The organism is Verrucosispora sp. WMMD573 (genome assembly GCF_027497175.1).
In the GTDB taxonomy this organism is placed as follows: Bacteria; Actinomycetota; Actinomycetes; order Mycobacteriales; family Micromonosporaceae; genus Micromonospora.
This window is the reverse complement of record NZ_CP114901.1, coordinates 976860-1002734: the sequence shown is the minus strand read 5'-3', so window position 1 is coordinate 1002734 and position 25875 is coordinate 976860. Positions and strand designations below refer to the sequence as shown.

25 protein-coding genes are annotated in these 25875 nt (G+C 71.4%); 18 read left to right on the top strand and 7 right to left on the bottom strand.

Annotated features, from left to right (window positions below; translation table 11 throughout):
• Positions 1–21: 21 nt before the first annotated feature.
• Complete coding sequence (locus O7601_RS04690) at positions 22–1362, bottom strand: SAM-dependent methyltransferase (RefSeq protein WP_281565033.1); 1341 nt, start codon at positions 1360–1362, stop codon at positions 22–24.
• Positions 1363–1470: 108 nt separating this feature from the next.
• On the opposite strand from O7601_RS04690, the gene O7601_RS04685 reads away from it, so the two are divergent.
• From O7601_RS04685 to O7601_RS04655, 7 genes are all read left to right on the top strand, one after another.
• Positions 1471–2433 carry a Rossmann-like and DUF2520 domain-containing protein gene (locus O7601_RS04685; protein WP_281565032.1) on the top strand — a complete coding sequence of 321 codons (963 nt, stop codon included), beginning with the start codon at positions 1471–1473 and terminating at the stop codon, positions 2431–2433.
• A 38-nt stretch (positions 2434–2471) separates the two neighbouring features.
• A complete protein-coding gene (gene panC / locus O7601_RS04680; RefSeq protein ID WP_281566793.1) occupies positions 2472–3320 on the top strand; it encodes a pantoate--beta-alanine ligase in 849 nt (282 codons plus the stop codon).
• A gap of 27 nt (positions 3321–3347) precedes the next feature.
• Positions 3348–3767 carry an aspartate 1-decarboxylase gene (panD, locus tag O7601_RS04675; RefSeq protein ID WP_281565031.1) on the top strand — a complete coding sequence of 140 codons (420 nt, stop codon included), beginning with the start codon at positions 3348–3350 and terminating at the stop codon, positions 3765–3767.
• A 155-nt stretch (positions 3768–3922) separates the two neighbouring features.
• Positions 3923–4816, top strand: coding sequence for a septum formation family protein (locus tag O7601_RS04670; RefSeq protein ID WP_281565030.1), 894 nt, complete (start codon positions 3923–3925; stop codon positions 4814–4816).
• Between the two features lie 61 nt (positions 4817–4877).
• A complete protein-coding gene (locus O7601_RS04665; RefSeq protein WP_281565029.1) occupies positions 4878–6572 on the top strand; it encodes an L-aspartate oxidase in 1695 nt (564 codons plus the stop codon).
• A complete protein-coding gene (gene nadC, locus O7601_RS04660; RefSeq protein ID WP_281565028.1) occupies positions 6569–7465 on the top strand; it encodes a carboxylating nicotinate-nucleotide diphosphorylase in 897 nt (298 codons plus the stop codon). Before O7601_RS04665 ends, nadC begins: the two co-directional genes overlap by 4 nt.
• Positions 7466–7484: 19 nt before the next feature.
• On the top strand, positions 7485–8243 hold the full coding sequence (locus O7601_RS04655; RefSeq protein WP_281565027.1) for a type III pantothenate kinase: 759 nt from the start codon (positions 7485–7487) through the stop codon (positions 8241–8243).
• Here the strand turns inward: O7601_RS04655 and O7601_RS04650 are convergent.
• Positions 8186–8407, bottom strand: a complete 222-nt coding sequence (locus tag O7601_RS04650; RefSeq protein ID WP_281565026.1) for a hypothetical protein — start codon at positions 8405–8407, stop codon at positions 8186–8188. The genes O7601_RS04655 and O7601_RS04650 overlap by 58 nt on opposite strands.
• A 91-nt stretch (positions 8408–8498) precedes the next feature.
• On the opposite strand from O7601_RS04650, the gene lysS reads away from it, so the two are divergent.
• The 4 genes from lysS (at position 8499) to O7601_RS04630 (ending at position 14436) form a co-directional block, all read left to right on the top strand.
• A complete protein-coding gene (gene lysS / locus O7601_RS04645) occupies positions 8499–10007 on the top strand; it encodes a lysine--tRNA ligase (RefSeq protein ID WP_281565025.1) in 1509 nt (502 codons plus the stop codon).
• 112 nt (positions 10008–10119) lie between these two features.
• Positions 10120–10470, top strand: coding sequence for an Lsr2 family protein (locus O7601_RS04640; protein ID WP_281565024.1), 351 nt, complete (start codon positions 10120–10122; stop codon positions 10468–10470).
• Between the two features lie 440 nt (positions 10471–10910).
• A complete protein-coding gene (locus tag O7601_RS04635) occupies positions 10911–13445 on the top strand; it encodes an ATP-dependent Clp protease ATP-binding subunit (RefSeq protein WP_281566792.1) in 2535 nt (844 codons plus the stop codon).
• Between the two features lie 337 nt (positions 13446–13782).
• Positions 13783–14436 (top strand): C39 family peptidase, encoded by a 654-nt coding sequence (locus O7601_RS04630; RefSeq protein WP_281566791.1) that lies wholly within the window; start codon positions 13783–13785, stop codon positions 14434–14436.
• Positions 14437–14531: 95 nt separating this feature from the next.
• Here O7601_RS04630 and O7601_RS04625 read toward each other — a convergent pair whose 3' ends face one another.
• A complete protein-coding gene (locus tag O7601_RS04625; RefSeq protein ID WP_281565023.1) occupies positions 14532–15434 on the bottom strand; it encodes an A/G-specific adenine glycosylase in 903 nt (300 codons plus the stop codon).
• 95 nt (positions 15435–15529) lie between these two features.
• Between O7601_RS04625 and O7601_RS04620 the strand changes: the two genes are divergently transcribed.
• The 3 genes from O7601_RS04620 to O7601_RS04610 all read left to right on the top strand — a co-directional run bounded on the left by O7601_RS04620 (position 15530) and on the right by O7601_RS04610 (position 17500).
• Entirely contained in the window at positions 15530–16042 is a 513-nt protein-coding gene (locus O7601_RS04620) for an ACT domain-containing protein (protein ID WP_281565022.1), read from the top strand.
• Positions 16039–16632 carry a peptide deformylase gene (locus tag O7601_RS04615; RefSeq protein WP_281565021.1) on the top strand — a complete coding sequence of 198 codons (594 nt, stop codon included), beginning with the start codon at positions 16039–16041 and terminating at the stop codon, positions 16630–16632. The genes O7601_RS04620 and O7601_RS04615 overlap by 4 nt, the downstream gene beginning before the upstream one ends.
• Before the next feature lie 136 nt (positions 16633–16768).
• Positions 16769–17500: a hypothetical protein gene (locus tag O7601_RS04610; protein WP_281565020.1), complete on the top strand. Its 732-nt coding sequence runs from the start codon at positions 16769–16771 to the stop codon at positions 17498–17500.
• A gap of 49 nt (positions 17501–17549) precedes the next feature.
• Here O7601_RS04610 and disA read toward each other — a convergent pair whose 3' ends face one another.
• The 4 genes from disA to O7601_RS04590 all read right to left on the bottom strand — a co-directional run bounded on the left by disA (position 17550) and on the right by O7601_RS04590 (position 22142).
• Positions 17550–18728 (bottom strand): DNA integrity scanning diadenylate cyclase DisA, encoded by a 1179-nt coding sequence (gene disA / locus O7601_RS04605; RefSeq protein WP_281565019.1) that lies wholly within the window; start codon positions 18726–18728, stop codon positions 17550–17552.
• Positions 18729–18825: 97 nt separating this feature from the next.
• Positions 18826–20271 carry a DNA repair protein RadA gene (gene radA / locus O7601_RS04600; RefSeq protein ID WP_281566790.1) on the bottom strand — a complete coding sequence of 482 codons (1446 nt, stop codon included), beginning with the start codon at positions 20269–20271 and terminating at the stop codon, positions 18826–18828.
• A gap of 124 nt (positions 20272–20395) precedes the next feature.
• Positions 20396–21115, bottom strand: coding sequence for a hypothetical protein (locus O7601_RS04595; protein ID WP_281565018.1), 720 nt, complete (start codon positions 21113–21115; stop codon positions 20396–20398).
• 139 nt (positions 21116–21254) lie between these two features.
• Complete coding sequence (locus O7601_RS04590) at positions 21255–22142, bottom strand: UbiA family prenyltransferase (RefSeq protein ID WP_281565017.1); 888 nt, start codon at positions 22140–22142, stop codon at positions 21255–21257.
• On the opposite strand from O7601_RS04590, the gene O7601_RS04585 reads away from it, so the two are divergent.
• The 4 genes from O7601_RS04585 (at position 22141) to O7601_RS04570 (ending at position 25844) form a co-directional block, all read left to right on the top strand.
• The gene (locus O7601_RS04585; RefSeq protein ID WP_281565016.1) at positions 22141–22878 is read left to right on the top strand and encodes a methyltransferase domain-containing protein; all 738 of its coding nucleotides are present in this window, start codon (positions 22141–22143) and stop codon (positions 22876–22878) included. The genes O7601_RS04590 and O7601_RS04585 overlap by 2 nt on opposite strands.
• Positions 22879–22925: 47 nt before the next feature.
• Entirely contained in the window at positions 22926–24095 is a 1170-nt protein-coding gene (locus tag O7601_RS04580) for an acyl-CoA dehydrogenase family protein (protein ID WP_281565015.1), read from the top strand.
• An 85-nt stretch (positions 24096–24180) separates the two neighbouring features.
• Positions 24181–25230 carry a type III polyketide synthase gene (locus O7601_RS04575; RefSeq protein ID WP_281565014.1) on the top strand — a complete coding sequence of 350 codons (1050 nt, stop codon included), beginning with the start codon at positions 24181–24183 and terminating at the stop codon, positions 25228–25230.
• Positions 25231–25256: 26 nt separating this feature from the next.
• Positions 25257–25844 (top strand): hypothetical protein, encoded by a 588-nt coding sequence (locus tag O7601_RS04570; RefSeq protein WP_281565013.1) that lies wholly within the window; start codon positions 25257–25259, stop codon positions 25842–25844.
• Positions 25845–25875 lie beyond the last annotated feature (31 nt).

The window sequence follows — 25875 nt, the reverse complement described above, 5'->3', positions numbered from 1 at the left end:
GGGACTGGCGGTGGTCGCCCATCAGCCGCGCCGCCCGTCGGCACCGTCGGTCAGGGCCGCGAGAGACGGCAGCTGATCGGCGCGCAGTCCCACCGGCTGCCACAGCCACCAGTGGCCGCCGAGGCCGGCCGGGTCGGTCAACTCGGCCGCCGCCGACGCGGTGGCCAGCGCCCGCAGGTAGCCGGCCGGGTCGCTGGAGGCCAGGCTCAACGCCGGTCGTCCGCCGTCGGCCCCGAGCGCTCGCAACGCCTCCCGCTGCGAGGTCAGCACGTACGCGCACCGGGCGACCCGCGCACCGGAGGAGGCGACCGAGTCCATGGCGACGTGTGCGGTGACGTCGCAGGAGCCGTCCGGCACCGGCGGCACCTGCCGCCCAGCCCGGTACCCGGTGAGCGTCCCGTCGATCGGCCGCTCCGCACGCAGGTGTCCATAGTCCACCGCCAACGCCAGCCCCCGGTCGACGCGCCTCAGGGCGTCAGCCCATGCCTCGTCCCTGGTCCGCCCGATCTCCGCCCGCCCCATTGGCGGTATGCGGTCCGTGGGAGTGCGCTCTGTGGGCGTGCCGTCCGTGGGGGTTTCCGGGCAGCCCGGCCGGCTCCGGGCGGTCAGGCTTGATCCCTGCGCCGGCCGGGCTGCCCGGAAACGCGACGTGGTCGGGCCCGAACCGTCCGTTTCGGTGTGCGGAGGGAGGTTCGGGTCGTCGGTGGGATTCTGCGTGCCGGGGGGCTGGTGGGTCTGGGAGGGCCACCAAGTGGTCAGCCAGTCTGTGTCGTCTCGACTGATCGGTTCGCCTGTCGTTTCGGTGCCGGTGGTGGGGTCGACGAGGAGGTAGTGCCAGTTGTGGTCGGTGCGGGTGGCGAGGTCGAGGGGGACGTTGTCGAGCCACTCGGTGGCCAGCAGCAGGCCGGTGATGGCGGTGGGGGTCTCGTTCGTCCAGGCGATCTGGTCTGGGAGATCGGCAGGGCGCGGGGCGAGTTCGACGGCGGTGAACCGTACCCGCCGAGCCAGCGGAACCGGCGCGGACGGCAACGACTCGACGGATCCGGATGAGGTGTCAGCCGGCGTGGTACCGGCGGCGGCTGTGGTGGTCCGGGCGGGCTCCCCGGAAACCCCAACGGTGACCGCCGCGGAGAGAGCGCTGAGGAGTTCACCCCGCCCCGCCCCTACATCCACCACGTCGAACGGGTCGGGGAAGCCCAGCGTGGCGTCGAGCTGGTGGATCAGGCGGAGCAGCGCCGAGGTGAAGATCGGGGAAGCGTGGACGCTGGTCCGGAAATGGGCTGCGGGTCCGGTGCCGGAGACGAAGAAGCCTGCGGGTCCGTAGAGCGCTTGCCGCATCGCCTCCCGCCAGCGCATCGACATGGGGCCCTCCTCACACCGGTGAACGATTTCACACATCCTTGTTTCAGATCCGCGTCAGCGACGCATACTTGCCCCGACCGGTACCCGTCTCGAGGACTGGATCGTGACATGAGCGCACCGCTGCGCACCGACTCGGCCGCCCGTCGGCGGCCCGCGACCGTGGCATCGGCCCAGGTCGCCACCACTTCCGTGCTCACCGTCGGCGTCCTCGGCGCCGGGCGGGTGGGTGCCACCCTGGGCGCCGCGCTGGCCGCTGCGGGTCATCGGGTGGTCGCCGCCAGCGGGGCGTCCGGTGCCTCCCGGGCCCGCCTGGCACTGCTGCTGCCGACCGTCCCGCGCCGCTCCGCCACCGAGGTCGCTCGGGCTGCCATCGACCTGCTCCTGGTCGCCGTGCCGGACGACGCGTTGGCCGAGGTGGTGACCGGTCTGGCTGCCGCCGGCGCGCTGTGCCCCGGCCAGGTGATCGCGCACACGTCGGGGGCGCACGGCCTGGCGGTGCTGGCGCCGGCCAGCGCGGCTGGCGCCCGTCCGCTGGCGTTGCATCCCGCGATGACCTTCGCCGGTACGCCCGACGACCTCGGCCGACTGCCCGGCGTCTCGTACGGGGTGACCGCGCCGGCCGACCTGCGCCCGCTGGCGGCCCGGCTGGTGGTCGACCTCGGCGGGGTGCCCGAGTGGATCGCCGAGGCGGACCGACCGCTGTACCACGCGGCGCTGGCACACGGCGCCAACCACCTGGTGACCCTGGTCAACGAGGCGGCCGACCGGCTGCGTGACGCCGGGGTGGGTCAGCCCGAGAAGGTGCTCGCCCCGTTGCTGCACGCGGCGCTGGAGAACGCGTTGCGCCTCGGTGACGACGCGTTGACCGGCCCGGTCTCCCGTGGCGACGCCGGCACGGTGCGGCGGCACCTGGCGCGGCTCGCCGCCACCGCGCCAGAGTCGGTCGAGCCCTACCTCGTGCTGGCGCGCCGCACCGCCGATCGGGCCGTCGCGGCTGGTCGGCTGCGTCCGGGCGACGCGGCGTCACTGTTCGGCGTCCTGGACGACCACCGGAGCGGGGTGGCGGCGTGATCATCGGCGAGGGACAGGTGTCGAGCGAGGTGGATCACGTGACGGAGCTGGTGCACACCCGCGCCGACCTGGCCAGGGCGCGAGCCGCCCGGACCGGGACGGTGGGAGTGGTGATGACCATGGGCGCGCTGCACGAGGGGCACGAGACGCTGCTGCGGGAGGCCCGGGCACGCGCCGACCACGTTATCGTGACGATCTTCGTGAATCCGCTGCAGTTCGGGCCGAACGAGGACTTCGACCGCTATCCGCGTACTCTCGAATCTGATCTTGAAGTCTGCCGGCGGGCCGGTGCCGACCTGGTCTTCGCTCCCTCCCTGGAGGAGATGTACCCCGGCGGCGAGCCGGCGGTCCGGGTCAATCCGGGGCCGCTCGGTGAGGATCTGGAGGGGGCGAGCAGACCCGGCTTCTTCCACGGTGTGCTCACCGTGGTGCTGAAGCTGCTCCAACTCACCCGCGCGGACCTGACCTTCTTCGGTGAGAAGGACTACCAGCAGTTGACCCTGGTCCGGCGGATGTGCCGGGACCTGGACGTGCCGGTCGAGGTGATCGGGGTACCCACGGTCCGGGAGCCGGACGGCCTCGCCCTGTCCAGCCGCAACCGCTACCTCTCGCCGGCCGAGCGCTCGGTGGCGCTGAACCTGTCCCGGGCGTTGCGGGCCGGCGCGGAGGCTGCCGCGGTCGGTCGTGACGCCGCGGCGGTGCTGACCGCCGCGCACGTCGCCTTCGGTGCCGGCGAGTCCGGAGCACGGCTCGACTACCTGGTGCTCACCGATCCGGATCTGGAGCCCGGGCCGGTGCGCGGCCCGGCCCGACTGCTCGTGGCGGCCTGGGTGGGCACCACCCGACTGATCGACAACGCTCCGATCCGACTCGACCCGGCTTCCTGACCACACGTACCCGCGAAAGGCGTCCCGATGTTCCGCACGATGCTCAAGTCCAAGATCCACAGGGCCACGGTGACCCAGGCGGATCTGCACTACGTCGGCTCGGTGACCGTCGACGAGGATCTGCTCGACGCGGCCGACCTGCTTCCAGGTGAGCAGGTGGCGATCGTCGACATCACCAACGGGGCCCGGCTGGAGACGTACGTCATCCCGGGCCGGCGGGGCAGCGGCGTGATCGGCATCAACGGTGCCGCAGCCCGCCTGGTGCAGCCGGGTGACCTGGTCATCCTCATCTCGTACGGGCAGATGGACGATGCCGAGGCTCGCACGTACCGCCCCCGGGTGGTGCACGTGGACGCGGACAACAGGGTCGTCGACCTCGGTGCCGACCCGTCGACCGCCGCGCCCGGCACCGCCGGCACCCCGGTGCCGAACCCGCTGTCGGTGTAGCGGGTCCGCTCGGCGGCCGGGATCCGTCGCGCGGGCGGGCCTTTCGGACCGGCGGCGACAATCGCGCCGCGATTCCGGTCTGTCACCGGAAGGTCATTTCTGGTTACCCTGAAGGCGCCGTCGGGGGACGGCCGCTGACTGGGGGAGGCGGCGCCATGCAGCATGCGACGAGGACCCTGGTCGCGGCCTTCATCGCGGCGGCGTTGCTGGCCGGTTGCGGGTCGACAGGTGGGCTGGACGGCAACCTGGTGGACGACTGGGCCGCCCTGCCGCCGCCCGGGCCCTTCACCCCGGTCGCCGGGGTCTGTCACGAGGCCGACTTCGCCGAGGTGGTGCCGCTGGGCGCGTACGCCCCGGTGGACTGCGCCGCGCCGCACCGGGTCGAGACGGTGCACGTCGGCGCCTTTCCCACCCGGGACGAACCGCCGGCCACCGGCTCGGCGGAACTGCGTACCGCCTTCGCCGAGTGTGACAACCGGGCCAACGGCTACGTCGGTGACAACTGGCGGGCCGGGCGGCTCCGGTTGGCGGTCGCGGTGCCGTCCGGGCCGGGCTGGGCGGCCGGTTCGCGCTGGTACCGCTGCGACCTGATGGAGGTAGACACGGTGGAGGCGGGTGCCAAGGTCGTGCTGCGGACCGGCTCGCTGCGCGACGTGCTACGGACGACGTCGCCGCTGCGACTGGGGTGTCAGCAGACGCGCACCGGCGGTGGCGGTGTGGTGCAGACCCTGGTTCCGGTGCCGTGCACCGAGCGCCACGACGCCGAGTTCGCCGGGGTCTGGCCCGCCCCGGACCGCGCGTATCCGACCCGCAGCGCGCAGTGGGCGCCCTTCTACACGGGCTGCCGCTCGGTCCTCGCCCGCTTCGCCGGTCTGCCGGCCGACGAGGACCTGGCCTTCCGTACCGACGTGGTGGTGCGTCCGCCCAGCGCCGGTCGGTGGCGGGTGGGCGACCGGGGGATCCGCTGTTACCTGTGGCTCAGCGACCGCCGGGTGACCGGGACGCTCAAGGGGGCCGGCCCGGCTGAGCTTCCGGTCCGGACGAAGTAGCCGGAACCACTCGTCCCGCCCCCGCCACACGAGGCGAAAGCCATTCGGGTTGACTGTGGGCATGGACCTACCGACCGTCGGCCTGCCGGCGCTGCCGAGCCGGCTGGCCGCCCCGGCGCCCGGCTGGGTGGAGACCACCGACGTGATCGTGGTCGGCTCCGGGGTGGCCGGGCTGACCGCCGCGCTGCATCTGCGCGAGGCGGGCCTGCACGTCACCGTGGTCACCAAGGTCGACATCGACGAGGGATCGACCCGGTGGGCGCAGGGCGGCATCGCCGCGGTGCTCGACCCCGCCGACACCCCGGCCATGCACGCCTCCGACACCGAGATCGCCGGCGTTGGCCTGTGCGACCCGGCGGCGGTCCGCGTACTGGTGGAGGAGGGGCCGACCCGGCTGCGGGAACTGATGCGCCTCGGTGCCGAGTTCGACCGCAACGCCGACGGCTCGTTGATGCTCACCCGGGAGGGCGGGCACCGCGCCGACCGGATCGTGCATGCGGGAGGCGACGCGACGGGTGCGGAGGTGCAGCGGGCGCTGCACGAGGCGGTACGCCGCGACCCGTGGATCAGGCTCGTCGAGCACGCGCTGGTGCTGGATCTGCTCCGGGCCCCCGGCGACGGCCCGGGCGGGCTGGGCGCGGCGTGCGGGATGACGCTGCACGTGCTCGGCGAGGGCAGCGAGGACGGTGTCGGTGCCCTGCTGGCCCGCGCGGTCGTGCTGGCCACCGGCGGCATGGGGCAGATCTTCGCGGCCACCACCAACCCGGCGGTCTCCACCGGCGACGGGGTCGCCCTGGCCATGCGGGCCGGTGCGGCGGTCACCGATGTGGAGTTCGTGCAGTTCCATCCGACCGCGCTGATCGTGCCGGAGCACTCCCGGGTGCCCGGTGCCGGCCACGCTCAGCAGCCGCTGGTCTCCGAGGCGTTGCGGGGCGAGGGCGCGTACCTGGTGGACGCCGACGGTAAACGCTTCATGCTGGGCCAGCACGAACTTGCCGAACTGGCGCCACGGGACGTGGTCGCCAAGGGCATCCACCGGGTGCTGCGGGCCACCGGTGCCGACCACGTCCACCTCGACGCCCGTCATCTCGGCGGTGATTTCCTGGCCCGCCGGTTTCCCACGATCGTCGCATCGTGCCTGGCCATCGGCGTCGACCCGGGAACCGACCTGATCCCGGTGGCGCCGGCCGCGCACTACGCCTCCGGTGGGGTCCGCACCGACCTGCACGGCCGGACCTCGATTCCCGGTCTGTACGCCTGCGGCGAGGTCGCCTGCACCGGTGTGCACGGCGCGAACCGGCTGGCCAGCAACTCGCTGCTGGAAGGGCTGGTCTTCTCCCGACGGATCGCCGACGACATCGCCGCCGGTCTGCCCGAGCAGGCCCGCCCGGCGGACACCGGGGCGTGGCACGGCGAGGGCGGCTGGGTGCTGCCCGCCGGTGCGACGCCGGTGTTGCAACGGGCGATGACCCGGGGCGCCGGCGTGCTCCGCTCGGCCGCGACACTCACCGCGACCGCCGCCGAACTTGTCGAGTTGGGCGCCGCTCGCGGCACGCCGCGTACCGCGGACTGGGAGGCGACGAACCTGCTCACGGTGGCCGCCACGCTTGTCGCTGCGGCGTACGCCCGCCGGGAGACCCGGGGTTGCCACTGGCGGGAGGACTTCCCGGTGGCCGACGAGCGGTGGCACGGCCACCTGGTCGGCGCCGTCGGCGGACAGGGACGGTTGACCACCCGGTGGGAGGAGACGCGATGACCAGCGAGACGGTGCGGCTGCTGCGCGCAGCCGGGCTGGACCCGGACCAGGTGCGCCGGATCGTCGAGAACGCGCTGATCGAGGATCTCGGCCCGGACGGGCTCGACGTGACCAGCGTGGCCACCATCCCGGCGACCCAGACGGACACCGCCGACGTGGTGGCCCGCGCCGATGGTGTGGTGGCCGGGCTGGCGGTCGCCGCCGCCGTGTTCGAACTGGCCGCGCAGGCCACCGGGATCGGGCGTGCCGTCGAGGTGTCGCTAGTGGCCCGCGACGGTGAGCGGGTGGCGCGGGGGGACGTGCTGGCCACGGTGACCGGCCCCACCCGGGTGCTGCTCACCGCCGAGCGGACCGCCCTCAACCTGCTCAGCCGGATGTCCGGGGTGGCCACCCACACCCGGGCCTGGGCGGACGCGCTGGCCGGCAGCAAGGCGATGGTCCTGGACACCCGCAAGACCACCCCGGGACTGCGGACCCTGGAGAAGTACGCGGTCCGGGCCGGCGGCGGCACGAACAAGCGGATGGGCCTGCACGACGTCGCCATGGTCAAGGACAACCACAAGCTCGCGGCGGGCGGCGTCGCCGCCGCGTACCTGCGGGTCCGGGAGGCGTTCCCGGACGTGCCGGTGCAGGTGGAGGTGGACACCCTCGCCGAGGCGATGGAGGCGGTCGAGGCCGGCGTCGACTTTCTTCTGCTGGACAACATGTCCCCGGTCGTGCTCGCCGAGGTGGTCGCCGCCGTCGGCGACCGGGCCGAGTTGGAAGCGACCGGCGGGCTGACCCTCGCCGACGCGGCGGCGGTGGGCGCCACCGGCGTCGACTACCTCTCGGTCGGCGCGCTCACCCACTCCTCACCGATCCTGGACATCGCCCTGGACCTGCGCACCGGGTGAACCCGTCTAGGCTGCGTGCGTGCTGCTCTGCATCGACATCGGGAACACCAACACCGTGCTGGCGACCTTTGACGGCGACAAGCTGGTGCACTCCTGGCGGATCAAGACCGACGCCCGCTCGACCGCCGACGAGCTGGGGCTGATGTTCCGGGGGCTGCTCGCCGGTGACGCCGTCGAGATCACCGGGGTAGCGGCCTGCTCGACGGTCCCGGCGGCCCTGCGCTCGCTGCGGACCATGCTCACCCGCTACTACAGTGAGCTGCCGAGCGTCATCGTCGAGCCCGGCGTACGTACCGGGGTGCAGCTCGCCATCGACAATCCGAAGGAGGTCGGCGCGGACCGGGTGGTGAACACGCTGGCCGCGTACACTCTCTACGGCGGCCCGTCCATCGTCGTCGACTTCGGCACCACCACCAACTTCGACGTGATCAGCGGCCGAGGCGAGTTCCTCGGCGGTGCGTTCGCCCCGGGCATCGAGATCTCCTTCGACGCGCTCGCCGCCCGCGCCGCCCAGCTGCGCAAGGTCGAGGCGACCCGGCCCCGCTCGGTGATCGGCAAGAACACCGTCGAGTGCCTACAGGCGGGCCTCTACTTCGGCTTCGCCGGTCAGGTGGACCGGATCGTGGAGCGGATGGCCGCCGAGCTGGGCGAGCTGAAGGCGGTGATCGCGACCGGCGGGCTGGCCTCGCTGGTGCTGAACGAATGCCGGACGATCACGCATCACGAACCGATGATCACGTTGATCGGGTTGCGCATGGTGTACGAGCGGAACCTCTGACGCTTGGGGCTGGCGTTGTGGTTGCGGTGGGGCTTTCCGGCGGTGGTTGCGGTGGTTTCCGGCGTGGTCGCAGTGGGGTTTCCGGGCAGCCCGACCGGCTTCGGGCGGCGGTCGTATAGGGCGGCGGCGGTGCCGAAGGAGAGGGCCTGGGTGGGGCCGGTCATGACCGGCAGGCTATCCAGTAACGGTCCCCGGGGCGTTTGAGTACGCTCGGGGCTTGACCCCGCCCGAATTCTCCCGCTGAGGAAGCGTGCCGTGACCCAACAGAGCCCCGTGCCAGTCGACCCCGCCGACGACCTTCCCGAGCAGATGAAGGTCCGCCGGGAGAAGCGGGACCGGATGCTCGCCGACGGTGTGCCGCCCTATCCGGTCGGCTACCCGCGCACCAGCACGCTGAGCCAGCTGCGCGAGCGATACGCGGAGCTGCCCACGGACACCGCCACCGGCGACCGGGTCTCGGTCACCGGCCGGGTGATTTTCGTGCGGAACACCGGCAAGCTCTGTTTCGCCACCCTGCGTGACGGCGACGGCACCGAACTCCAGGCCATGCTGTCGCTGGACCGGGTCGGCGCGGATCGGCTGGAGGCATGGAAGCGTTTGGTCGATCTCGGCGACCACGTCGGGGTCACCGGAGAGGTGATCACCAGCCGCCGGGGTGAGTTGTCGGTGCTGGCCGAGCAGTGGGCGGTCACCGCCAAGGCGTTGCGCCCGCTGCCGGTGGCGCACAAGCCGCTCAGCGAGGAGGCCCGCGTCCGGCAGCGCTACGTCGATCTGGTCGTCCGGCCGCAGGCGCGGCAGATGGTGCGTACCCGAGCGGCGGCGTTGCGCAGCCTGCGCGATTCGTTGCACGGCGAGGGTTACCTGGAGGTGGAAACCCCGATGTTGCAGTTGCTGCATGGGGGTGCGGCGGCCCGACCGTTCGTGACCCACAGCAATGCACTCAACACCGATCTGTATCTGCGAATCGCGCCGGAACTGTTTTTGAAGCGCGCCGTCGTCGGCGGCGTCGAGCGGGTCTTCGAGATCAACCGCAACTTCCGTAATGAGGGTATCGACTCTTCGCACTCGCCCGAGTTCGCCATGCTGGAGGCGTACGAGGCGTACGGCGACTACAACACGATGGCCGAGTTGACCCGCAATCTCGTCCAGCGGGCGGCGATCGCGGTCTCCGGATCGACGGTGGTCACCCACGCTGACGGTCGGGAGTTCGACCTCGGCGGCGAGTGGCGTTCGGTCACCCTCTTCGGCGTGCTTTCCGAGGCGCTCGGTGAGGAGGTCACGGTGCACACCGACCGGGCGCGCCTGGTCGAGTACGCCGACAAGGTGGGCCTGGCCGTCGACCCGAAGTGGGGGCCGGGCAAGCTCGTCGAGGAACTGTTCGAGGAACTCGTCGTACCCGGTCTGGAGGCGCCCACCTTCGTGCGGGACTACCCGGAGGAGACGAGTCCGCTGACCCGCTCCCATCGCAGCGAGCCGGGCCTGGCGGAGAAGTGGGACCTGTACGTGCTCGGTTTCGAGCTGGGCACCGCGTACTCCGAGCTGGTCGACCCGGTGGTGCAGCGGGAACGTCTGATGGCCCAGGCGCAGCTGGCCGCCCGGGGCGACGACGAGGCGATGCGACTGGACGAGGACTTTCTCCGGGCGATGGAGTACGGAATGCCGCCGGCCGGTGGCATGGGAATGGGAATCGACCGCCTCCTGATGGCGCTGACCGGCCTGGGAATTCGGGAAACCATCCTCTTCCCCTTGGTTCGCGCCGAGTAGTCGTACGAAAACTTACCGCCTCGTTACCGCATCCTATTGACGCGGCAAGCATCTGACGGGTTATTGTGCTTGTGCAGTTGGCAGGATCAGCCCTGCTCGAAAGGAATGTGGCATGGCCAAGCAGATCATTCACAAGCTGGTCGATGACCTGGACGGCGGGGACGCGGACGAGACCGTCAAGTTCGCGCTCGACGGTGTTCAGTACGAGATCGACCTGTCAGGTTCGAACGCAGAGAAATTGCGCGAGGTATTCGCCCAGTACATCGCCCACGGCACCAAGGTCGGTCGCGGCGGTGTGGTCGTCGGTGGTCGGGCCGCCCGTGGTCGCGGTGGCGCCACCGCCGACCGTGAGCAGAACAAGGCCATCCGGGCCTGGGCCCGCAAGGCCGGCAAGGACATCTCGGACCGGGGCCGCATCCCCCAGGAGATCGTCGACGAGTACCACTCGAAGGCCGGTCACTGAGACCAGTTGCCACGAGCGGCCACGACGCCGGCCCGGAGAGCTTCTCCGGGCCGGCGTCGGCGTCGGCGGGACTATTCGGGGTGGGTCGCGCGTTGTCCACAACCGGTGGATGTCTTGTCCACAACCTGTGGATGGCGCCGTGGCGGTGCCGTCCCCGGGCCGGGGCGCCCCCGTGCGGCGTTCCCGGAGGTCCCGGCCACCGGGCCGAATTTCGCTCTGCGCGTACACAGACCACGCCCGGAACACCCGTTGAGCGTGGAGGGTTGTGCAAAACGACGCGTACCGGGCCTACGACGCAGACACACGAGGTCAGCCGAGTCGGCTCGCGGCGATAGAGTAATGAGGCGCGGACGCCCGTCCCGGGCGCTCGCGTATCCGGCCCCGCCGAGAGTCTTGACCACCAAGATCGAGTGCGCACGGCACGTGAGGAGCACGAGGGCATGTTCGAGCGGTTCACCGACCGAGCGCGACGGGTTGTCGTCCTGGCCCAGGAAGAGGCCCGGATGCTCAATCACAACTACATCGGTACGGAGCACATCCTGTTGGGTCTGATCCATGAGGGTGAGGGCGTTGCGGCGAAGGCTCTGGAGAGTTTGGGGATCTCTCTGGAGGGCGTCCGTCAGCAGGTGGAGGAGATCATTGGGCAGGGTCAGCAGGCGCCGAGCGGGCATATTCCGTTCACGCCGCGGGCCAAGAAGGTGTTGGAGTTGTCGCTGCGGGAGGCGTTGCAGCTCGGCCACAACTACATCGGTACGGAGCACATCCTGTTGGGCCTGATCCGTGAGGGTGAGGGTGTCGCTGCTCAGGTTTTGGTGAAGCTGGGCGCGGATCTGAACCGGGTTCGTCAGCAGGTGATTCAGTTGCTTTCCGGTTACCAGGGTAAGGAGCCGGCCGCGGCTGGTGCCGCGCCGGGTGAGGCTGCGCCGTCGACCAGTTTGGTGTTGGATCAGTTCGGTCGGAACCTGACCCAGGCTGCTCGGGAGGGCAAGCTGGATCCGGTGATCGGGCGGGAGAAGGAGATCGAGCGGGTGATGCAGGTGCTCTCCCGCCGTACGAAGAACAACCCGGTGTTGATCGGTGAGCCGGGTGTTGGTAAGACGGCTGTGGTGGAGGGTCTGTCTCAGAAGATCATCAAGGGTGAGGTGCCGGAGACGCTCAAGGACAAGCAGTTGTACACGCTTGACCTGGGTGCGTTGGTGGCTGGCTCTCGGTACCGCGGTGATTTCGAGGAGCGTTTGAAGAAGGTGCTCAAGGAGATCCGTACCCGTGGTGACATCATCCTGTTCATTGATGAGATCCACACTTTGGTGGGTGCGGGTGCGGCCGAGGGTGCGATCGACGCCGCGAGTATCTTGAAGCCGATGTTGGCTCGTGGTGAGCTGCAGACCATTGGCGCGACGACGCTCGATGAGTACCGCAAGCATCTGGAGAAGGATGCCGCGTTGGAGCGGCGTTTCCAGCCGATCCAGGTGGGTGAGCCGTCGTTGGCGCACACCATCGAGATTCTCAAGGGTCTGCGGGACCGTTACGAGGCGCATCACCGTGTCTCGATCACCGACGCTGCTCTGGTCGCGGCCGCGACCCTGGCTGATCGGTACATCTCGGATCGGTTCCTGCCGGACAAGGCGATCGACCTGATCGATGAGGCGGGCGCCCGGATGCGGATCCGTCGGATGACCGCGCCGCCGGATCTGCGGGACTTCGATGAGCGGATCGCGCAGGTGCGTCGGGACAAGGAGTCCGCGATCGACGCGCAGGACTTCGAGCGGGCGGCGCAGTTGCGCGACACCGAGAAGCAGTTGTTGGGTCAGAAGGCGCAGCGGGAGAAGGAGTGGAAGGCCGGGGACCTCGACGTCGTCAGTGAGGTCGATGACGAGCAGATCGCCGAGGTGCTCGGCAACTGGACGGGTATCCCGGTCTACAAGCTGACCGAGGAGGAGACCTCGCGTCTGCTGCGTATGGAGGACGAGCTCCACAAGCGCGTCATCGGTCAGGAGGACGCGGTCAAGGCCGTGTCGAAGGCGATCCGGCGTACCCGGGCCGGGTTGAAGGACCCGAAGCGGCCGTCGGGGTCGTTCATCTTCGCCGGCCCGTCCGGCGTGGGTAAGACCGAGCTGTCCAAGGCCCTCGCCGAGTTCCTGTTCGGGTCCGAGGACGCCCTCATCCAGCTGGACATGTCCGAGTTCCACGACCGGTACACGGTGTCCCGGCTCGTCGGCGCCCCGCCCGGCTACGTCGGCTACGACGAGGGTGGGCAGCTGACCGAGAAGGTACGTCGTCGGCCGTTCAGCGTGGTCCTGTTCGACGAGATCGAGAAGGCCCACCCGGACGTGTTCAACACGCTGCTGCAGATCCTGGAAGACGGTCGACTCACCGACGGTCAGGGCCGCATCGTGGACTTCAAGAACACGGTCATCATCCTGACCACCAACCTGGGCACCCGCGACGTCGCCAAAGCGGTGTCGCTGGGCTTCCAGGCCTCGGAGGACTCGGAGTCCAACTACGACCGCATGAAGCAGAAGGTCAACGACGAACTCAAGCAGCACTTCCGACCCGAGTTCCTCAACCGCATCGACGACACCATCGTCTTCCACCAACTGCGTCAGGCCGAGATCCTGTCGATCGTCGACATCATGATCTCCCGCATCGAAACCCAACTACGCAACAAGGACATGGGCCTGGAACTGACCGACAACGCGAAGAAGTACCTCGCCGCGAAGGGCTTCGACCCAGTACTAGGAGCACGTCCACTACGCCGCACCATCCAGCGCGACATCGAGGACAACCTGTCCGAACGGATCCTGTTCAACGAACTCACCCCCGGCCAGATCGTGGTCGTGGACTGCGAAGGCGACCCCAACGACATCGACAAATCCAAGCTCGTCTTCAAGGGCTCCGACCGCCCGGTGGAGGTGCCGGACGCCGTGCCGGCCGACCTCGGCGGCAGGACGGCTCCCGCAGGCGCTGACGAGTAAGGTCGTCAGCCGAAGCAACGGCGGCCCGGTGGCGAATGCCACCGGGCCGCCGCCGTCTGTGGGGTCGAGGGCGTGAGCGGGCCACTGCAAGCCGTTTGTCCGCTTTGGGGCGGATTGTCGTGACGGTGGTCACGGTTTGCCGGGGCATGGACCGGTCCGGAGAGCCGTTGTACCGGGAGTAACCGCGACGGCCGCCCGGTCGGCCAACCCGCAGATGATCGGGGACCGAGGCCGTCGCAGACCTGGAGCAGGCGCGCGCGTGCCGCTCCCATCCGACGCGGTATCGCATCCTCCCATCTCCTGGTGTCGTGTCGATCCCCCGAGACGGAAGGCAACGATCATGACTAGTCCGATCCGCAAGGCTGCCCTGACCGCCGCCGGTGCCGTCTGCGCCGGCGGGATGATCGCCGGTCCGGTGAGCGCGGCCGCCGCCCCGCCGAGTTCCGACCCGCTGGCCGCCGTGACCGAGCGGGGGCACGGCAAGGGTGAGCGGCAGTTGAAGCTGCGCTACGAAGCCCAGCCGAATTTCTATTACTGCGGCCCGGCCGCGGTGCGCAACACCCTGAGCATTCTGAACAAGGACGTCTCCCAGGACGACCTGGCCCGCGAGATGGGCACCACTGAGCAGGGCACCGACTCGGCCTTCCTGATCACCGAGGCCCTCAACCGGAAGGCCGGCAAGGACGTCTACCGCACGGTGGAGATCCCCGGTCAGGCCGCCAGCCGGGGCGAGACCGACCGGCTGCGGGAAGACGTCGTCCGCGCAGTCGACGACGGCCGAGGCGTGGTGGCGAACGTCGTGGGTACCGCCACCGACCTCGACGGTGGCAGCCACACCTTCGATGGCGGGCACTACATCGCGGTGACCGGCTACCGCGACGGTGGCGACCAGATGAAGATCGCCGACTCGGCCGACGCCGCCCGAGCCGAGTACTGGATCAGCACCGACGCGCTGGCCGACTGGATCGCCAGCCGTGGCTATTCCGCCTGATCCACCCGCAGAGATCGAATGTTGAGGGCCGGTCCCGTTCGGGGCCGGCCCTCAGCCGGTCGCCGTTTTGGCGGCCCGTCGACGGTGACCGGTACTCAGCCAGGCACCGGTGCCGGCGGGCCGTCGCCGATCAACCGGAACGATGTTTCACCGACCGGCTCCACCAGGCCGTCGTCGACGAGTCCGGCGAGGGCCCGAGCGCGCTGCACGTCGTCCGCCCACACCTGGTCCAGGCGTTGGTGCGGCACCGGGCTGGTGGCCTCCCGGAGCACCCCCAGCAGCAGGCCGCGTACCTGGCGGTCGGTGCCCGCGTACCGCTGGGGACGGCGGGTCGGACCGGCTGGAGCGGGGCGTCCCGAGGCCCGCCAGGCGCAGGTCGACTCGACCGGGCACGCCTCGCAGCGGGGCGACCGGGCGGTGCAGACCACCGCCCCCAACTCCATGATGGCGGCGCTGGCCAGGGCCGCCTCGGCTGGTTCGGTTGGCAGCAGTTCCTCGGTGGCGACCAGATCGGCGGGGCGGGTGGTCGGACCGGCATCCGGTTCTCCGGCCACCGCCCGACAGACCACCCGACGTACGTTCGTGTCGACCACCGGGTGACGCTGGCCGTACGCGAAGGCGGCGACCGCCCGGGCGGTGTACGTGCCGACCCCGGGCAGGGCGAGCAGATGCTCCAGCCGGTCCGGCACCGCACCGCCGTGCCGTTCCACGATGGCGACCGCGCACTCGTGCAGCCGGACCGCCCGGCGGGGATAGCCGAGCCGTCCCCACATGCGGATCGCCTCGGCGGGGCCGGACCCGGCCAGGGCGGCCGGCGTCGGCCAGCGCTCCAGCCACGCCTGCCAGGCGGGCAGCACCCGGACGACCGGCGTCTGCTGGAGCATGACCTCGCTGACCAGGATCGCCCAGGGACTCGTCGCGGGCCGGCGCCAAGGCAGGTCCCGCGCGTGCTGCTCGTACCACCGGCTGACCCGGCCGGCGAAAGTGGGTTCTGTCATCGCGTCGCCGATGATGTCACGCGCGCCGATCCCGTCGTTCGGACGGTCGGGCGGGCCGACGCCGACGGCGCGCGACGGTCGGGCAGAATGCCCGGATGAACGAGCTTGCGATCACCGTCATCGGCCGGGACCGGCCCGGCATCGTGGCTGACGTCGCCGAGGTGCTCGCCCGGCTCGGCGCCAACCTCACCGACAGCACAATGACCCGTCTGCGGGGACACTTCGCGATGACCCTGATCTGCGTCGGCCCGGCCGCCGCCGAGGTCGAGACCGCGCTGGCGCCGCTGGCCGCCGACGGTCAACTGCTGGCGACGGTACGCGCGGTGACGCCCGACGGCGAGGCTTCGCCGGCCGGCGAACCATACGTGATGGCGGTGCACGGTGCCGACCGGATGGGCATCGTGGCGGCGATGACCCGGGCGCTGGCCGAGGCCGGCGGCAACGTCACCGACCTGAGCACCCGCCTGGCGGGGACGCTCTACGTGGTGGTGGCCGAGGTGGAACTGCCCATCGGCACCGCCGACGCGCTCGGCGGCCGGCTGGCAGAGGCAGCCGCCGGTCTCGGCGTCGAGGTGACCCTCCGGCCCGCCGAACCGGATGTGCTGTGAGCGGCGCACCGGACGTATCGAAGTCGGACCCGCAGGCCGACGCGTATGTGGGTCTCGGTGACTGGGTCCCCGAGGCGCTGGGCACCGGCCGGGTCATCCCGGTGGTCTCCGCCCCGGATCCGGTGCTCAGCCGGCCGGGCGGGCAAATCGATCCGACCGCCGAGGAGACCGTGCGGCTGGCCGCCGACCTGATCGCCACCATGCGGGTGTCGCCCGGCTGCGTGGGCCTGGCCGCGCCGCAGGTCGGGGTGAGCGCCCAGATCTTCGCGGTGGACGTCACCGGGCATCCCAAGACCGTCACCGGGCACGGCGTCTTCGTGCTGTGCAACGCCCGGGTCGTCGAGGCCACCCGGTGGAAGGCGGGTCGGGAAGGGTGCATGTCGGTGCCGGACCTGACCGGTGACGTGAAGCGCGCGAGCCGGCTGGTGGTGGAGGGGGCGCTGCCCGGCAGCGGTGAGACCGTACGCCTGGTGACGGACGGTTTCGAGGCGCGTGCCCTGCAACACGAGATCGACCACTGTGCTGGCCTGCTCTTTCTGGACCGGGTGGCCGGCGCGCACGCGATCTACCAGCGGAAGAACTACCTCTGATTCGACCCGTACGGTCGCACTGAGTGACCGTCGCCGGGCGTACTGTCGTGAATGGAGGGTCGGAGCGGATGGGACGGGGGAGCCACGGCGCGTCGCTGCCGTCCGCCGCACGCACCGCCGCTACGGTGGGGACATCATGCGTCTGACGGTCGGCCCCCTGCCTCCCACCGTGTACTGGCGGCGTCGCGCCGTCGTGCTCGGTGCGGTGCTGCTGTTCCTGATTGTCCTGTTCTACTCGTGTAACGGGCCTACCGGAGGCAACGACGCGACCGGCGACGGCCAGCCCGACTCGGGCGTGGCGACCGGCACGCCGAATCCGACCGGTTCGGTGCTGACACCACAGACGGGCTCGCCGCCGTCAGGTGATGCCGGGGCCGACCCCGCCGATCCAGGGGACGGGGCCGACCCATCCGCCCCGGGGAACGAGCCGAGCCTCAGCAACGATCCGCCAGCGGTCGATCCGGTCGCGGACGCGGGCAACTGCGCGGACGCCGAACTCTCGGTGACCGCTGCGGCGCTGCCGACGCAGGCCGCCTCCGGAGCCCACGTCGACCTGAACCTGAAGGTCCGTAACAGGTCCGACCGGACGTGCAGCCGGGACGTCGGCGCGACCGCGCAGGAGCTGTACATCAAGTCCGGTGCCGAGGTGGTCTGGTCCTCGGACACCTGTGGCACGGCCGCCGGTTCGGACGTGCAGTCCTTCACTCCCGGCTTCGAACGCTCCTACCAGGTCAACTGGAACGGCAGGGACAGCAGCCGGTGCGCCGACGGCGTGGCGAACGGACCGGCCGTGCCCGCCGGGACGTACGAGGTCTTCGCCCGGGTGGGCACCAAGCTGAGTCAGCCCGCGAAACTGATCCTCAGGTAGGTCGGCGCTGGGGCCGCTCGGCCGGGCCTTGGCCCGGCTGCGGCGCGCCTCAGACGTAGCGTTCCAGGATGGATGCCTCGGCCAGCCGCGACAGCCCTTCGCGTACGCCCCGGGCCCGGGCGTCACCGACGCCGTCGACCGCTTGCAGATCCTCCACCGTGGCACCGAGCAGCCGTTGCAGGCTGCCGAAGTGCACCACCAGCCGGTCGACCACGGCCACCGGAAGTCGGGGCACCTTGGCCAGCAGCCGGAAGCCGCGCGGGCTGACCGCCGCGTCCAGCGCGTCCGAGGCGGCCGGGTAGCCGATCGCCTTGGCGACCGAGACCAGATCGATCAGCTCGGTGGCGCTGAGCAGATCCAGCTCGACCAGCGCCTCGTCCAGGGTCCGGGGTTTGCGGCCGATGGGCAGGTAGTCCCGGATGACCAGGGTGCGGTCGGCGTCGACGCCGGCCATCAACTCGTCCAGCTGAAGGGCGAGCAACCGCCCGTCGGTGCCCAGCTCGACCACGTAGCCGGCGATCTCGTCGGCGATCCGGCGGACCATCTCCAGCCGCTGCACCACGGCCACCGCGTCGCGCACGGTGACCAAGTCCTCGATCTCCAGGGCGGACAGGGTGCCGGAGACCTCGTCGAGGCGGAGTTTGTACCGCTCCAAGGTGGCCAGCGCCTGGTTCGCGCGGGAGAGGATCGCCGCCGAGTCGTCAAGCACATGTCGCTGACCGTTGACGTAGAGGCTGATGATGCGCATGGACTGGCTGACCGAGATGACCGGGTAGCCGGTCTGCCGGGCGACCCGCTCCGCGGTGCGGTGCCGGGTGCCGGACTCCTCGGTCGGGATGGTCGGATCGGGCATCAGGTGGACCGCCGCCCGGACGATCCGGGTGCCGTCGCTGGAGAGCACGACTGCGCCGTCCATCTTGCACAGCTCCCGGACCCGGGTCGCGGAGAACTCGACGTCCAGCGGGAAGCCACCCGTGCAGAGCCCTTCGACCACCTTGTCGTAGCCCAGGACGATAAGCGCGCCCGTCCGACCCCGCAGGATCCGCTCCAACCCGTCACGGAGTGCGGTGCCCGGTGCCATCAGGGCAAGGTTGGCGCGCAGCGGGTCGCCGACGACGCCGCCCCCGGTGACGCTCACGCTGATGGGGCGGGCGGGCGAGCCCACGGCAGCGGTGCGGGCATGGGGCGTCGCGCCAGCTGGCTTGGTGGTATCGCGGTCGATCGGCACGGGCACAGTCTACGGACTGCCGTGCGGTGGGTGCTCTCGCGGTTACTGTGATGTGTCACGATTCGGCCCGCCCTGCCCGACCCGACCGGTGGACGATTCACTCCGCCGACGCCCGCGCGGCGGCCTGCAACGCCGAGCGGACATCGGTGACCTCGATCACGCGCATCTGCTCCGGACCGGCGCCGGTGCTGGTGGGCCCGCAGCCGGGCGGCACGAGGGCCAGCCGGAAGCCGAGCCGGGCGGCCTCGGCCAAGCGGCGCGGCACCGCGCCCACCCGGCGTACCTCGCCGGTGAGGCCGACCTCGCCGATCGCCACCAGGTGTGGTGCGATCGCCAGGTTGAGCCCTCCGGAGGCGACGGCGAGGGCGACCGCGAGGTCGGCCGCCGGCTCCACCACCCGGATGCCGCCGACGGTTGCCGCGAAGACCTCCCGGTCGTGCAGCGTGAGCCGCTCGGTACGGCGCTGGAGCACCGCCAGCACCATCGCCAGCCGGGCGGAGTCCAGCCCGGAGACGGTACGCCGGGGCGAGCCGGCCACGGTGGCACCGATCAGCGCCTGCACCTCGGTGAGCAGTGCCCGCCGACCCTCCATCGCCACCGTCACGCAGGTGCCCGGGACCGGCTCGGAGTAACGGGTCAGGAACAGCCCGGAGGGGTCGGCGAGGCTGCTGATGCCGCCCTCGTGCATCTCGAAGCAGCCGACCTCGTCGGCGGCGCCGAACCGGTTCTTGACCCCGCGCACCATCCGCAGCGACGAGTGCTTGTCGCCTTCGAAATGCAGCACCACGTCGACCAGGTGCTCAAGCACCCGAGGGCCGGCGACCTGGCCGTCCTTGGTCACGTGGCCGACCAGCACGGTGGCGACCCCGCGTTCCTTGGCGACCGCGACCAGGGCGGCGGTGACCGCCCGGACCTGGGTCACCCCGCCCGGTACGCCCTCGGTGCCCGTGGTGGAGATGGTCTGCACCGAGTCGAGCACGAGCAGGCCGGGCTTGACCGCGTCCAGATGACCGAGCACCGCCGCGAGGTCGCTCTCGGCGGCCAGGAAGAGCTGGTCGTGCAGGGTGCCCATGCGCTCCGCCCGCAGCCGCACCTGGCTCACCGACTCCTCACCGCTGACCACCAGCGACGGACTGCCCGCTCCGGCGGCCCACTGCTGGGCGACGTCGAGCAGCAGAGTCGACTTGCCCACCCCCGGCTCACCGGCGAGCAGCACCACGGCACCGGGGACCAGGCCGCCGCCGAGGACGCGGTCCAACTCGCCGACCCCGGTGGGTCGGGCCCGGGCCGGTGCCGCGCTGATGGTGGCGATGGGCCGGGCCGGCTCGGCGGGCATCCGGGAACTCACCACCCGACCCGAGACGGTCGGACCGGTGATCGTGCATTCGACCACCGAGCCCCATTCGCCGCACTCGGGACAGCGGCCCACCCACTTCGGCGGCTGATGCCCGCAGGCGTCGCACTCGTACGCGGGTCGCGGCTCGCGGGTGGCGGTGCGGCCGCGCGAGCCGGTGCCCGCCCGGGACGGGGTCGATCGGGAGATGCTCACCCGACCGACGCTAACCCCCGGGTACGACGACGGCACCGTCGGCATGGCCGCACCACGCCGACGGTGCCGTCGGGACGTTACCTGGACCGGCTCGGTCTGCGTGGCCGGTCCGCCGTGCTCAGTGGCCGCCTTCGCCCTCGTACTCGGTGTGCCGCTCGATGACCGGTGACGGCTGCGGCAGCGGCGTGAGCGGCACGGCGATCGGCGCCGGGCTGGTGACCGTCTCGCCGCCGAAGTCGAAGGTCAGCGTGACGCTCTGGCCGGCGAGCAGGGTCTCGTTCAGCCCGAGCAGCTGAAGCACCTGCTCACCCTCGGTGTTCAGCTGCACGTAGCTCAGCGGAGGGATCTCGATCCGCGCCGGGCCGGAGGTAGGTGACTCGGTGGGGCTGGGTGACGGGGAGTCGCCCGGCGAGGGGGAGTTGTCCGGCGAGGGGGAACCCTCGGGAGACTGCTCCGGCGTGGGGGAGGTGGTCGGCGACGGCGAGCCGGTGGGTGACGGGCTGGTCGCGGCGGCGACCGTGGTGAGCACCACCTCTCGGGCGTCCGACGAGGTGACCGTCACCGTGACCGGATCCGGCGAGTCGTTGTAGAGGACGACATTGAGCAGCGCGTTGTCGCCAGCCTGATAGCCCTCGACACCAGGGTAGTCCAGCGCGGCCGCGCGTACGGCGTACCGCCCGTCGCCGGTCTGGAGGTTGACGCCCTGGATCGACGGCACCTTGTTGGCCGTCTCGGAGATCTGGCCGGCGCCGCATCCGGACAGCAGCAGCCCGGCTGCCGCCGCGATCCCGGGCAGCAGCACGGCAGCCCGCCGGGAACCCCTGATCGAGCGCCTCACGTCGGTCCTCCTCGTCACGATCACATCCGGTTTGCCCGCCGGAACCGCTGGCCATGCCCGCGCAGACCGAACTCCAGGGTAGTTGGAGCTGATCGTGGCCCGCACGCCGACCCGGTGCGGCCAGCCATCGGGGTGGAACTCAGACCAACCGACCGTTCGTGACCAGCAGTACGACGTCGATCAGGGCGACCAGCAGCACCGCCCGGAAGGCGGCCACCGGCCGGGCGCCGGCGTGCTCGCCGGTCCGGCCCGCGTACCAGGCCACGGTGAAGATCACGACGGTGGCGCCGACCGCCGCGAGGCCCACGCCCGTCGGCGGCCCGGGCGGCCCGAGCACCAGCGTGACGGTCGCCGCGATCAACAGCCCGACGGCGGCCGCCCGACTGCCCGGGGCGCCGAGCCGGTGCGGCAGCCCACGGACCCCGGTCCGGGCGTCGTCGGCGAAGTCGGGCAGCACGTTGGCGAAGTGGGCACCCGCGCCGAGCAGGGCCGCCGCGACCACCAGCCAGGCCGGGGGCGGCGGGGCGTCGGGCAGTGCCAGCACCACGAAGGCGGGCAGGGCGCCGAAGGAGATCGCGTACGGCAGCACCGAGATCGGGGTGGACTTCAGCGGCCAGTCGTAGAGCAGCGCCGAGACCAGAGCGACGGTGGCGCAGATCGCCGCCGTCGGGTTGGTGGTCAGGGCAAACGCGACGGTCGCGGCGGCGGCCACGGCGGCGGCCACCGCGACGGTACGCCGGCTCAGCATGCCGGAGGCCAACGGCTTGTCGGTACGCCCGACCGCGGCATCGCGGTCCACGTCGAGCAGGTCGTTGGTCCACCCGACGGTGAACTGGCTGGCAGCCACGGTGAGCACCACCGCGACGACGCCGCCGGGTGGGTGCCCGACACCGACGGCGAGCAGACCAGCCACTGTGGTGACCGCCGCGGTCGGCTCCGGATGGCTCGCTCTGACCAGCCCTAACACCGTCGACGACATAACGGAAGTCTGGTCGTTACCGGGGAGTCGTGCCACGCTCGTTGCCATGCGTGACGCCGGCCGCGTGCTGCCCCGCAACGATCCGCGCCAGTACGACGACCTGGCGGACGAGTGGTGGCGGCCAGACGGCGTCTTCGCCATGCTGCACTGGCTGGCCCGGGCGCGGGCCGCGCTGGTGCCCCCGGCGACGCGACCGGGCGCGCTCCTGGTCGACCTGGGCTGCGGGGCGGGGCTGCTCGCCCCACACCTGACCGGGAAGGGCTACCGACACGTCGGCGTGGACCTGACCCGCTCCGCACTGGCGCAGGCGGCGGCGCACGGCGTGACGGCGGTCAACGGCGACGCCACGGCGGTACCGCTGGCGGACGGCTGCGCCGATGTGGTCGCCGCCGGCGAGTTGCTGGAGCACGTCCCGGACTGGCGTGCGGCGGTGGCCGAGGCGTGTCGCCTGCTGCGCCCCGGCGGCCTGCTGGTGCTGGACACCCTCAACGACACGGCGCTGGCCCGGTTGGTCGCCGTCCGAATCGCCGAACGTCTGCCCACCGTGCCGCGTGGTATCCACGATCCGCGGTTGTTCGTGGACGATCGCGAACTGGTCGCCGAGTGCGCCCGACGCGGTGTCGACCTGCGGGTCCGTGGTGTCCGGCCGGCGGTGCCGGGGTTGCTGCGGTGGCTGTTCCGGCAGGCGACGGGTGCCGCGACGCCGGCCGGTCAGGTACCGCGCATCGTGCCGACCGGGTCGAGGGCGGTGCTCTACCAGGGCCATGGGGTACGCGACGGATAGCTGATCCAGGTGAGGGTATGGCAATGGCCGAAGAGGGGGTTCCATCCATGACCGAGCGCAGTGGAGTGGCGGCGGCCCGGCGGCTGGCGCCCCGGCTGGCGGCGCGGGCCGCCACGCACGACCGGGACGGCTCGTTTCCCGTCGACGACTTCACCGACCTGCGCGAGGCGGGACTGTTCGGGCTGATGGTCCCCGCCGAGCTGGGTGGCGCCGGCGCCACCTTCGCGGCGTACGCGGCCGTCGCCACCGAACTGGCCCGGGGCAACGGTGCCACCGCGCTGGTGTTCAACATGCACGCCTCGGTCACCGGGGCACTCGGTGCGGTCACCGAGGAACTGGTCGAGGCGCTCGGCGTACCGGCGGAGGCGCTGGCCGCCCGCGACCGCCTGCTGCGGGCGGCGGCCGACGGTGCGTGGTACGCGGTCGCGATGAGCGAGCGCGGCGCGGGTGCCCGGCTGTCCCAGCTCGCCACGGTCTACGAGCCGGTCGACGGCGGCTGGCGGATCAAGGGCAGCAAGACCTTCTGTTCCGGTGCCGGTCATGCCGACGGCTACCTGGTGGCGGCCCGCAACGCCGCCGACCCGTCAGTGGTCTCGCAGTTCCTGGTTCCGGCCGGGGAGGGTCTTACCGTCGAGCCGACCTGGGACGCCCTCGGCATGCGCGCCACCGCCTCGCACGACCTGCACCTCGATGTGACAGTCGACAGCGACCGGCTGCTCGGCGGGGTCGAAGGGCTGGCCCTGGTGGTGGCCCAGCTCATGCCGCACTGGCTGGTGGCCAGCTACGCGGCCGTGTACGTGGGGGTGGCCCGGGCGGCGATCGATGCGGCCGTGGAACATCTCAACGCCCGCAACCTCGCCGGGCTGCCGGCGGTACGCGCCCGCCTGGGTCGCGCCGACGCCGCCGTGGCGGCGGCGGAGCTGGTGGTCGCCGAGGCGGCCCGGCGGGTGGACGAGGTACCGGGCGACGCGGAGACCAACCGGTGGGTGTGGCGGGCCAAGTTGCTGGCCGGCACCACCGCGGCGGACGTGGCCGCGTCCATGCTGGAGGCGGCCGGCACCTCCGCCACCCGACGGGGTCATCCGCTGGAACGCCTGTACCGCGACGCCCGCTGCGGGTCGCTGCACCCGGCCACCTCCGACGTCTGCGCCGACTGGCTCGGCATCGCCACACTCGGCGGTGACCCGGACCGTGACGGATCGACGCCTCGTTGGTGACCGTGAGGAGCGGGCTTGCGGGCCACGCAGCCGCGAACGGGGACAGGGCCCGGGAGAAGTCAGCGTACGAGAGGAAGGTGGGACCGTGTCCGTACCGGTGATCGCGGGCCTGGGCACGGCCCATCCGCCCTCGGCTGACCAGCAGGAGTTGTGGGAGAAGTTTTTCTCCCAGCACTTCTCCGGCTCCACCCGTGCGCTGGCCGAGCGGATCTTCGCGCACTCGGGAGTGACCCGGCGGCAGGCAGCGGTCAATCCGTTGCTCGAGGACGTCTCCGACTGGCCGACCGAGCGACGGATGCTTCGCTACCAGGTCGAGGCGTTGCCGCTGGGTAAGGAGGCGGTCGGCCGGGCGTTGACCGCCGCCGGGCTGGATGCCCGCGACGTCGGTCTCTTCGTGGTGTGCTCGTGCACCGGGTACGCCACACCGGGGCTGGACATCCTGCTCGCCCGGGATCTGGGCATGGCCGCGACGACCCAGCGGATGTTCGTCGGTCACATGGGCTGCTACGCGGCGCTGCCTGGGTTGGGCGCCGTGGGTGACTTCGTCACCGCGCGGGGGCGTCCCGCGCTGCTGCTCTGCGCCGAGCTGACCAGCCTGCACCTGCAGCCCTCCTCGGCGCGGATGGACACCCAGCAGATCGTCTCTCACGCGCTCTTCTCCGACGCCGCCGTCGCCGCGGCTGTCGTTCCCGGCGGGCGGGGGTACGCCGTACGCGAGGTCGCCTCGGTGACCGACACCTCCACCGCCGATCACATGACCTGGGAGGTGACCGACACCGGTTTCCGGATGGGCCTCTCGCCGAAGGTGCCGCAGGTGCTGTCGGCGCACGTCCGAGGGCTGGTGGACGAGGTGCTGGCCCGGCACGGTACCCGCCGGTCGGAGGTGGATGGCTGGGCCGTGCACCCGGGCGGCCCACGCATCCTCAACGTGGTGGAGCGTGAGTTGGAGCTGGCGCCGACAGCGTTGGCGGCGTCCCGGGAGACGCTCAACGAACACGGCAACTGCTCCTCGCCGACGGTGTTGTTGATCCTCGACCGTCTGTTCCGGTCGGCACCGGCACCGCGCCGGGTGGTGATGCTGGCCTTCGGCCCCGGCCTGACCCTCTACGCCGCTCTACTGGAACGGCACGCCTGACCATTCGACAGAGCTACCCTTCAGGCATGGACGTCGATGCCATTCATCGGCTGCGCGGGGCACTGCTGGCCGGCGTCGCGGTGGCGGTGCTGGCCCTCGGCGGCTGGTGGTGGCGGGCAGAGGCGCCGCAGGCGCAGACCGGCGTCGGCCTCGCGCCGGGCGGATCGTCGGCCGCCCCGGACTGGCGGCAGAACCCGGTCACCGGGGCCGTGGTGCCCGAGCCGACCTCCCGCATCGTGATCGACCCGGGTACCGGAGCGGTGATCGCACCGGCGGACGGCACCGTCACGAGTTCCGGCGTCGCGGACGGTTGGCGGAGCGCCAATGACCTGGTCTGGACCGAGTCGGCGCGGCTCAGCTCCGGCGGCGCGGTGGTTCGGCAGACCTTGTTGGAGCGCGGTGAGCGGCACCTGTTGTGGCTGCGCTGCACCGGCCCGGGTGAGCTGTTGGTGGCCGTCAGCGGGGCCCGGTCTGCGGCCCCGATGACGGTGGGCTGCGACGGTGGGCAGGTTCTGATGGAACTCACCGGCACCGGCGCCGCGGCCCGGTTGTCGTTCTCGCCGGCCGGGTCGCAGCCGGTCCAGATCGAGGCCCGGCTCGTCGCCCTGACCTGAGCGGTCTCCCCGGGGCTCTGCGCGCGGGGTG

Bases quoted from the DNA above. Each gene is read 5' to 3' on its own strand.
- O7601_RS04685 (WP_281565032.1), top strand. From the start codon at position 1,471: ATGAGCGCACCGCTGCGCACCGACTCGGCCGCCCGTCGGCGGCCCGCG.
- O7601_RS04620 (WP_281565022.1), top strand. From the start codon at position 15,530: ATGAACGAGCTTGCGATCACCGTCATCGGCCGGGACCGGCCCGGCATC.
- O7601_RS04665 (WP_281565029.1), top strand. From the start codon at position 4,878: ATGGACCTACCGACCGTCGGCCTGCCGGCGCTGCCGAGCCGGCTGGCC.
- nadC (WP_281565028.1), top strand. From the start codon at position 6,569: ATGACCAGCGAGACGGTGCGGCTGCTGCGCGCAGCCGGGCTGGACCCG.
- O7601_RS04670 (WP_281565030.1), top strand. From the start codon at position 3,923: ATGCAGCATGCGACGAGGACCCTGGTCGCGGCCTTCATCGCGGCGGCG.
- O7601_RS04580 (WP_281565015.1), top strand. From the start codon at position 22,926: ATGACCGAGCGCAGTGGAGTGGCGGCGGCCCGGCGGCTGGCGCCCCGG.
- O7601_RS04585 (WP_281565016.1), top strand. From the start codon at position 22,141: ATGCGTGACGCCGGCCGCGTGCTGCCCCGCAACGATCCGCGCCAGTAC.
- panD (WP_281565031.1), top strand. From the start codon at position 3,348: ATGTTCCGCACGATGCTCAAGTCCAAGATCCACAGGGCCACGGTGACC.
- O7601_RS04650 (WP_281565026.1), bottom strand. From the start codon at position 8,407: ATGACCGGCCCCACCCAGGCCCTCTCCTTCGGCACCGCCGCCGCCCTA.
- O7601_RS04640 (WP_281565024.1), top strand. From the start codon at position 10,120: ATGGCCAAGCAGATCATTCACAAGCTGGTCGATGACCTGGACGGCGGG.
- O7601_RS04635 (WP_281566792.1), top strand. From the start codon at position 10,911: ATGTTCGAGCGGTTCACCGACCGAGCGCGACGGGTTGTCGTCCTGGCC.
- O7601_RS04590 (WP_281565017.1), bottom strand. From the start codon at position 22,142: ATGGCAACGAGCGTGGCACGACTCCCCGGTAACGACCAGACTTCCGTT.
- O7601_RS04690 (WP_281565033.1), bottom strand. From the start codon at position 1,362: ATGTCGATGCGCTGGCGGGAGGCGATGCGGCAAGCGCTCTACGGACCC.
- O7601_RS04610 (WP_281565020.1), top strand. From the start codon at position 16,769: ATGCGTCTGACGGTCGGCCCCCTGCCTCCCACCGTGTACTGGCGGCGT.
- O7601_RS04625 (WP_281565023.1), bottom strand. From the start codon at position 15,434: ATGACAGAACCCACTTTCGCCGGCCGGGTCAGCCGGTGGTACGAGCAG.
- O7601_RS04570 (WP_281565013.1), top strand. From the start codon at position 25,257: ATGGACGTCGATGCCATTCATCGGCTGCGCGGGGCACTGCTGGCCGGC.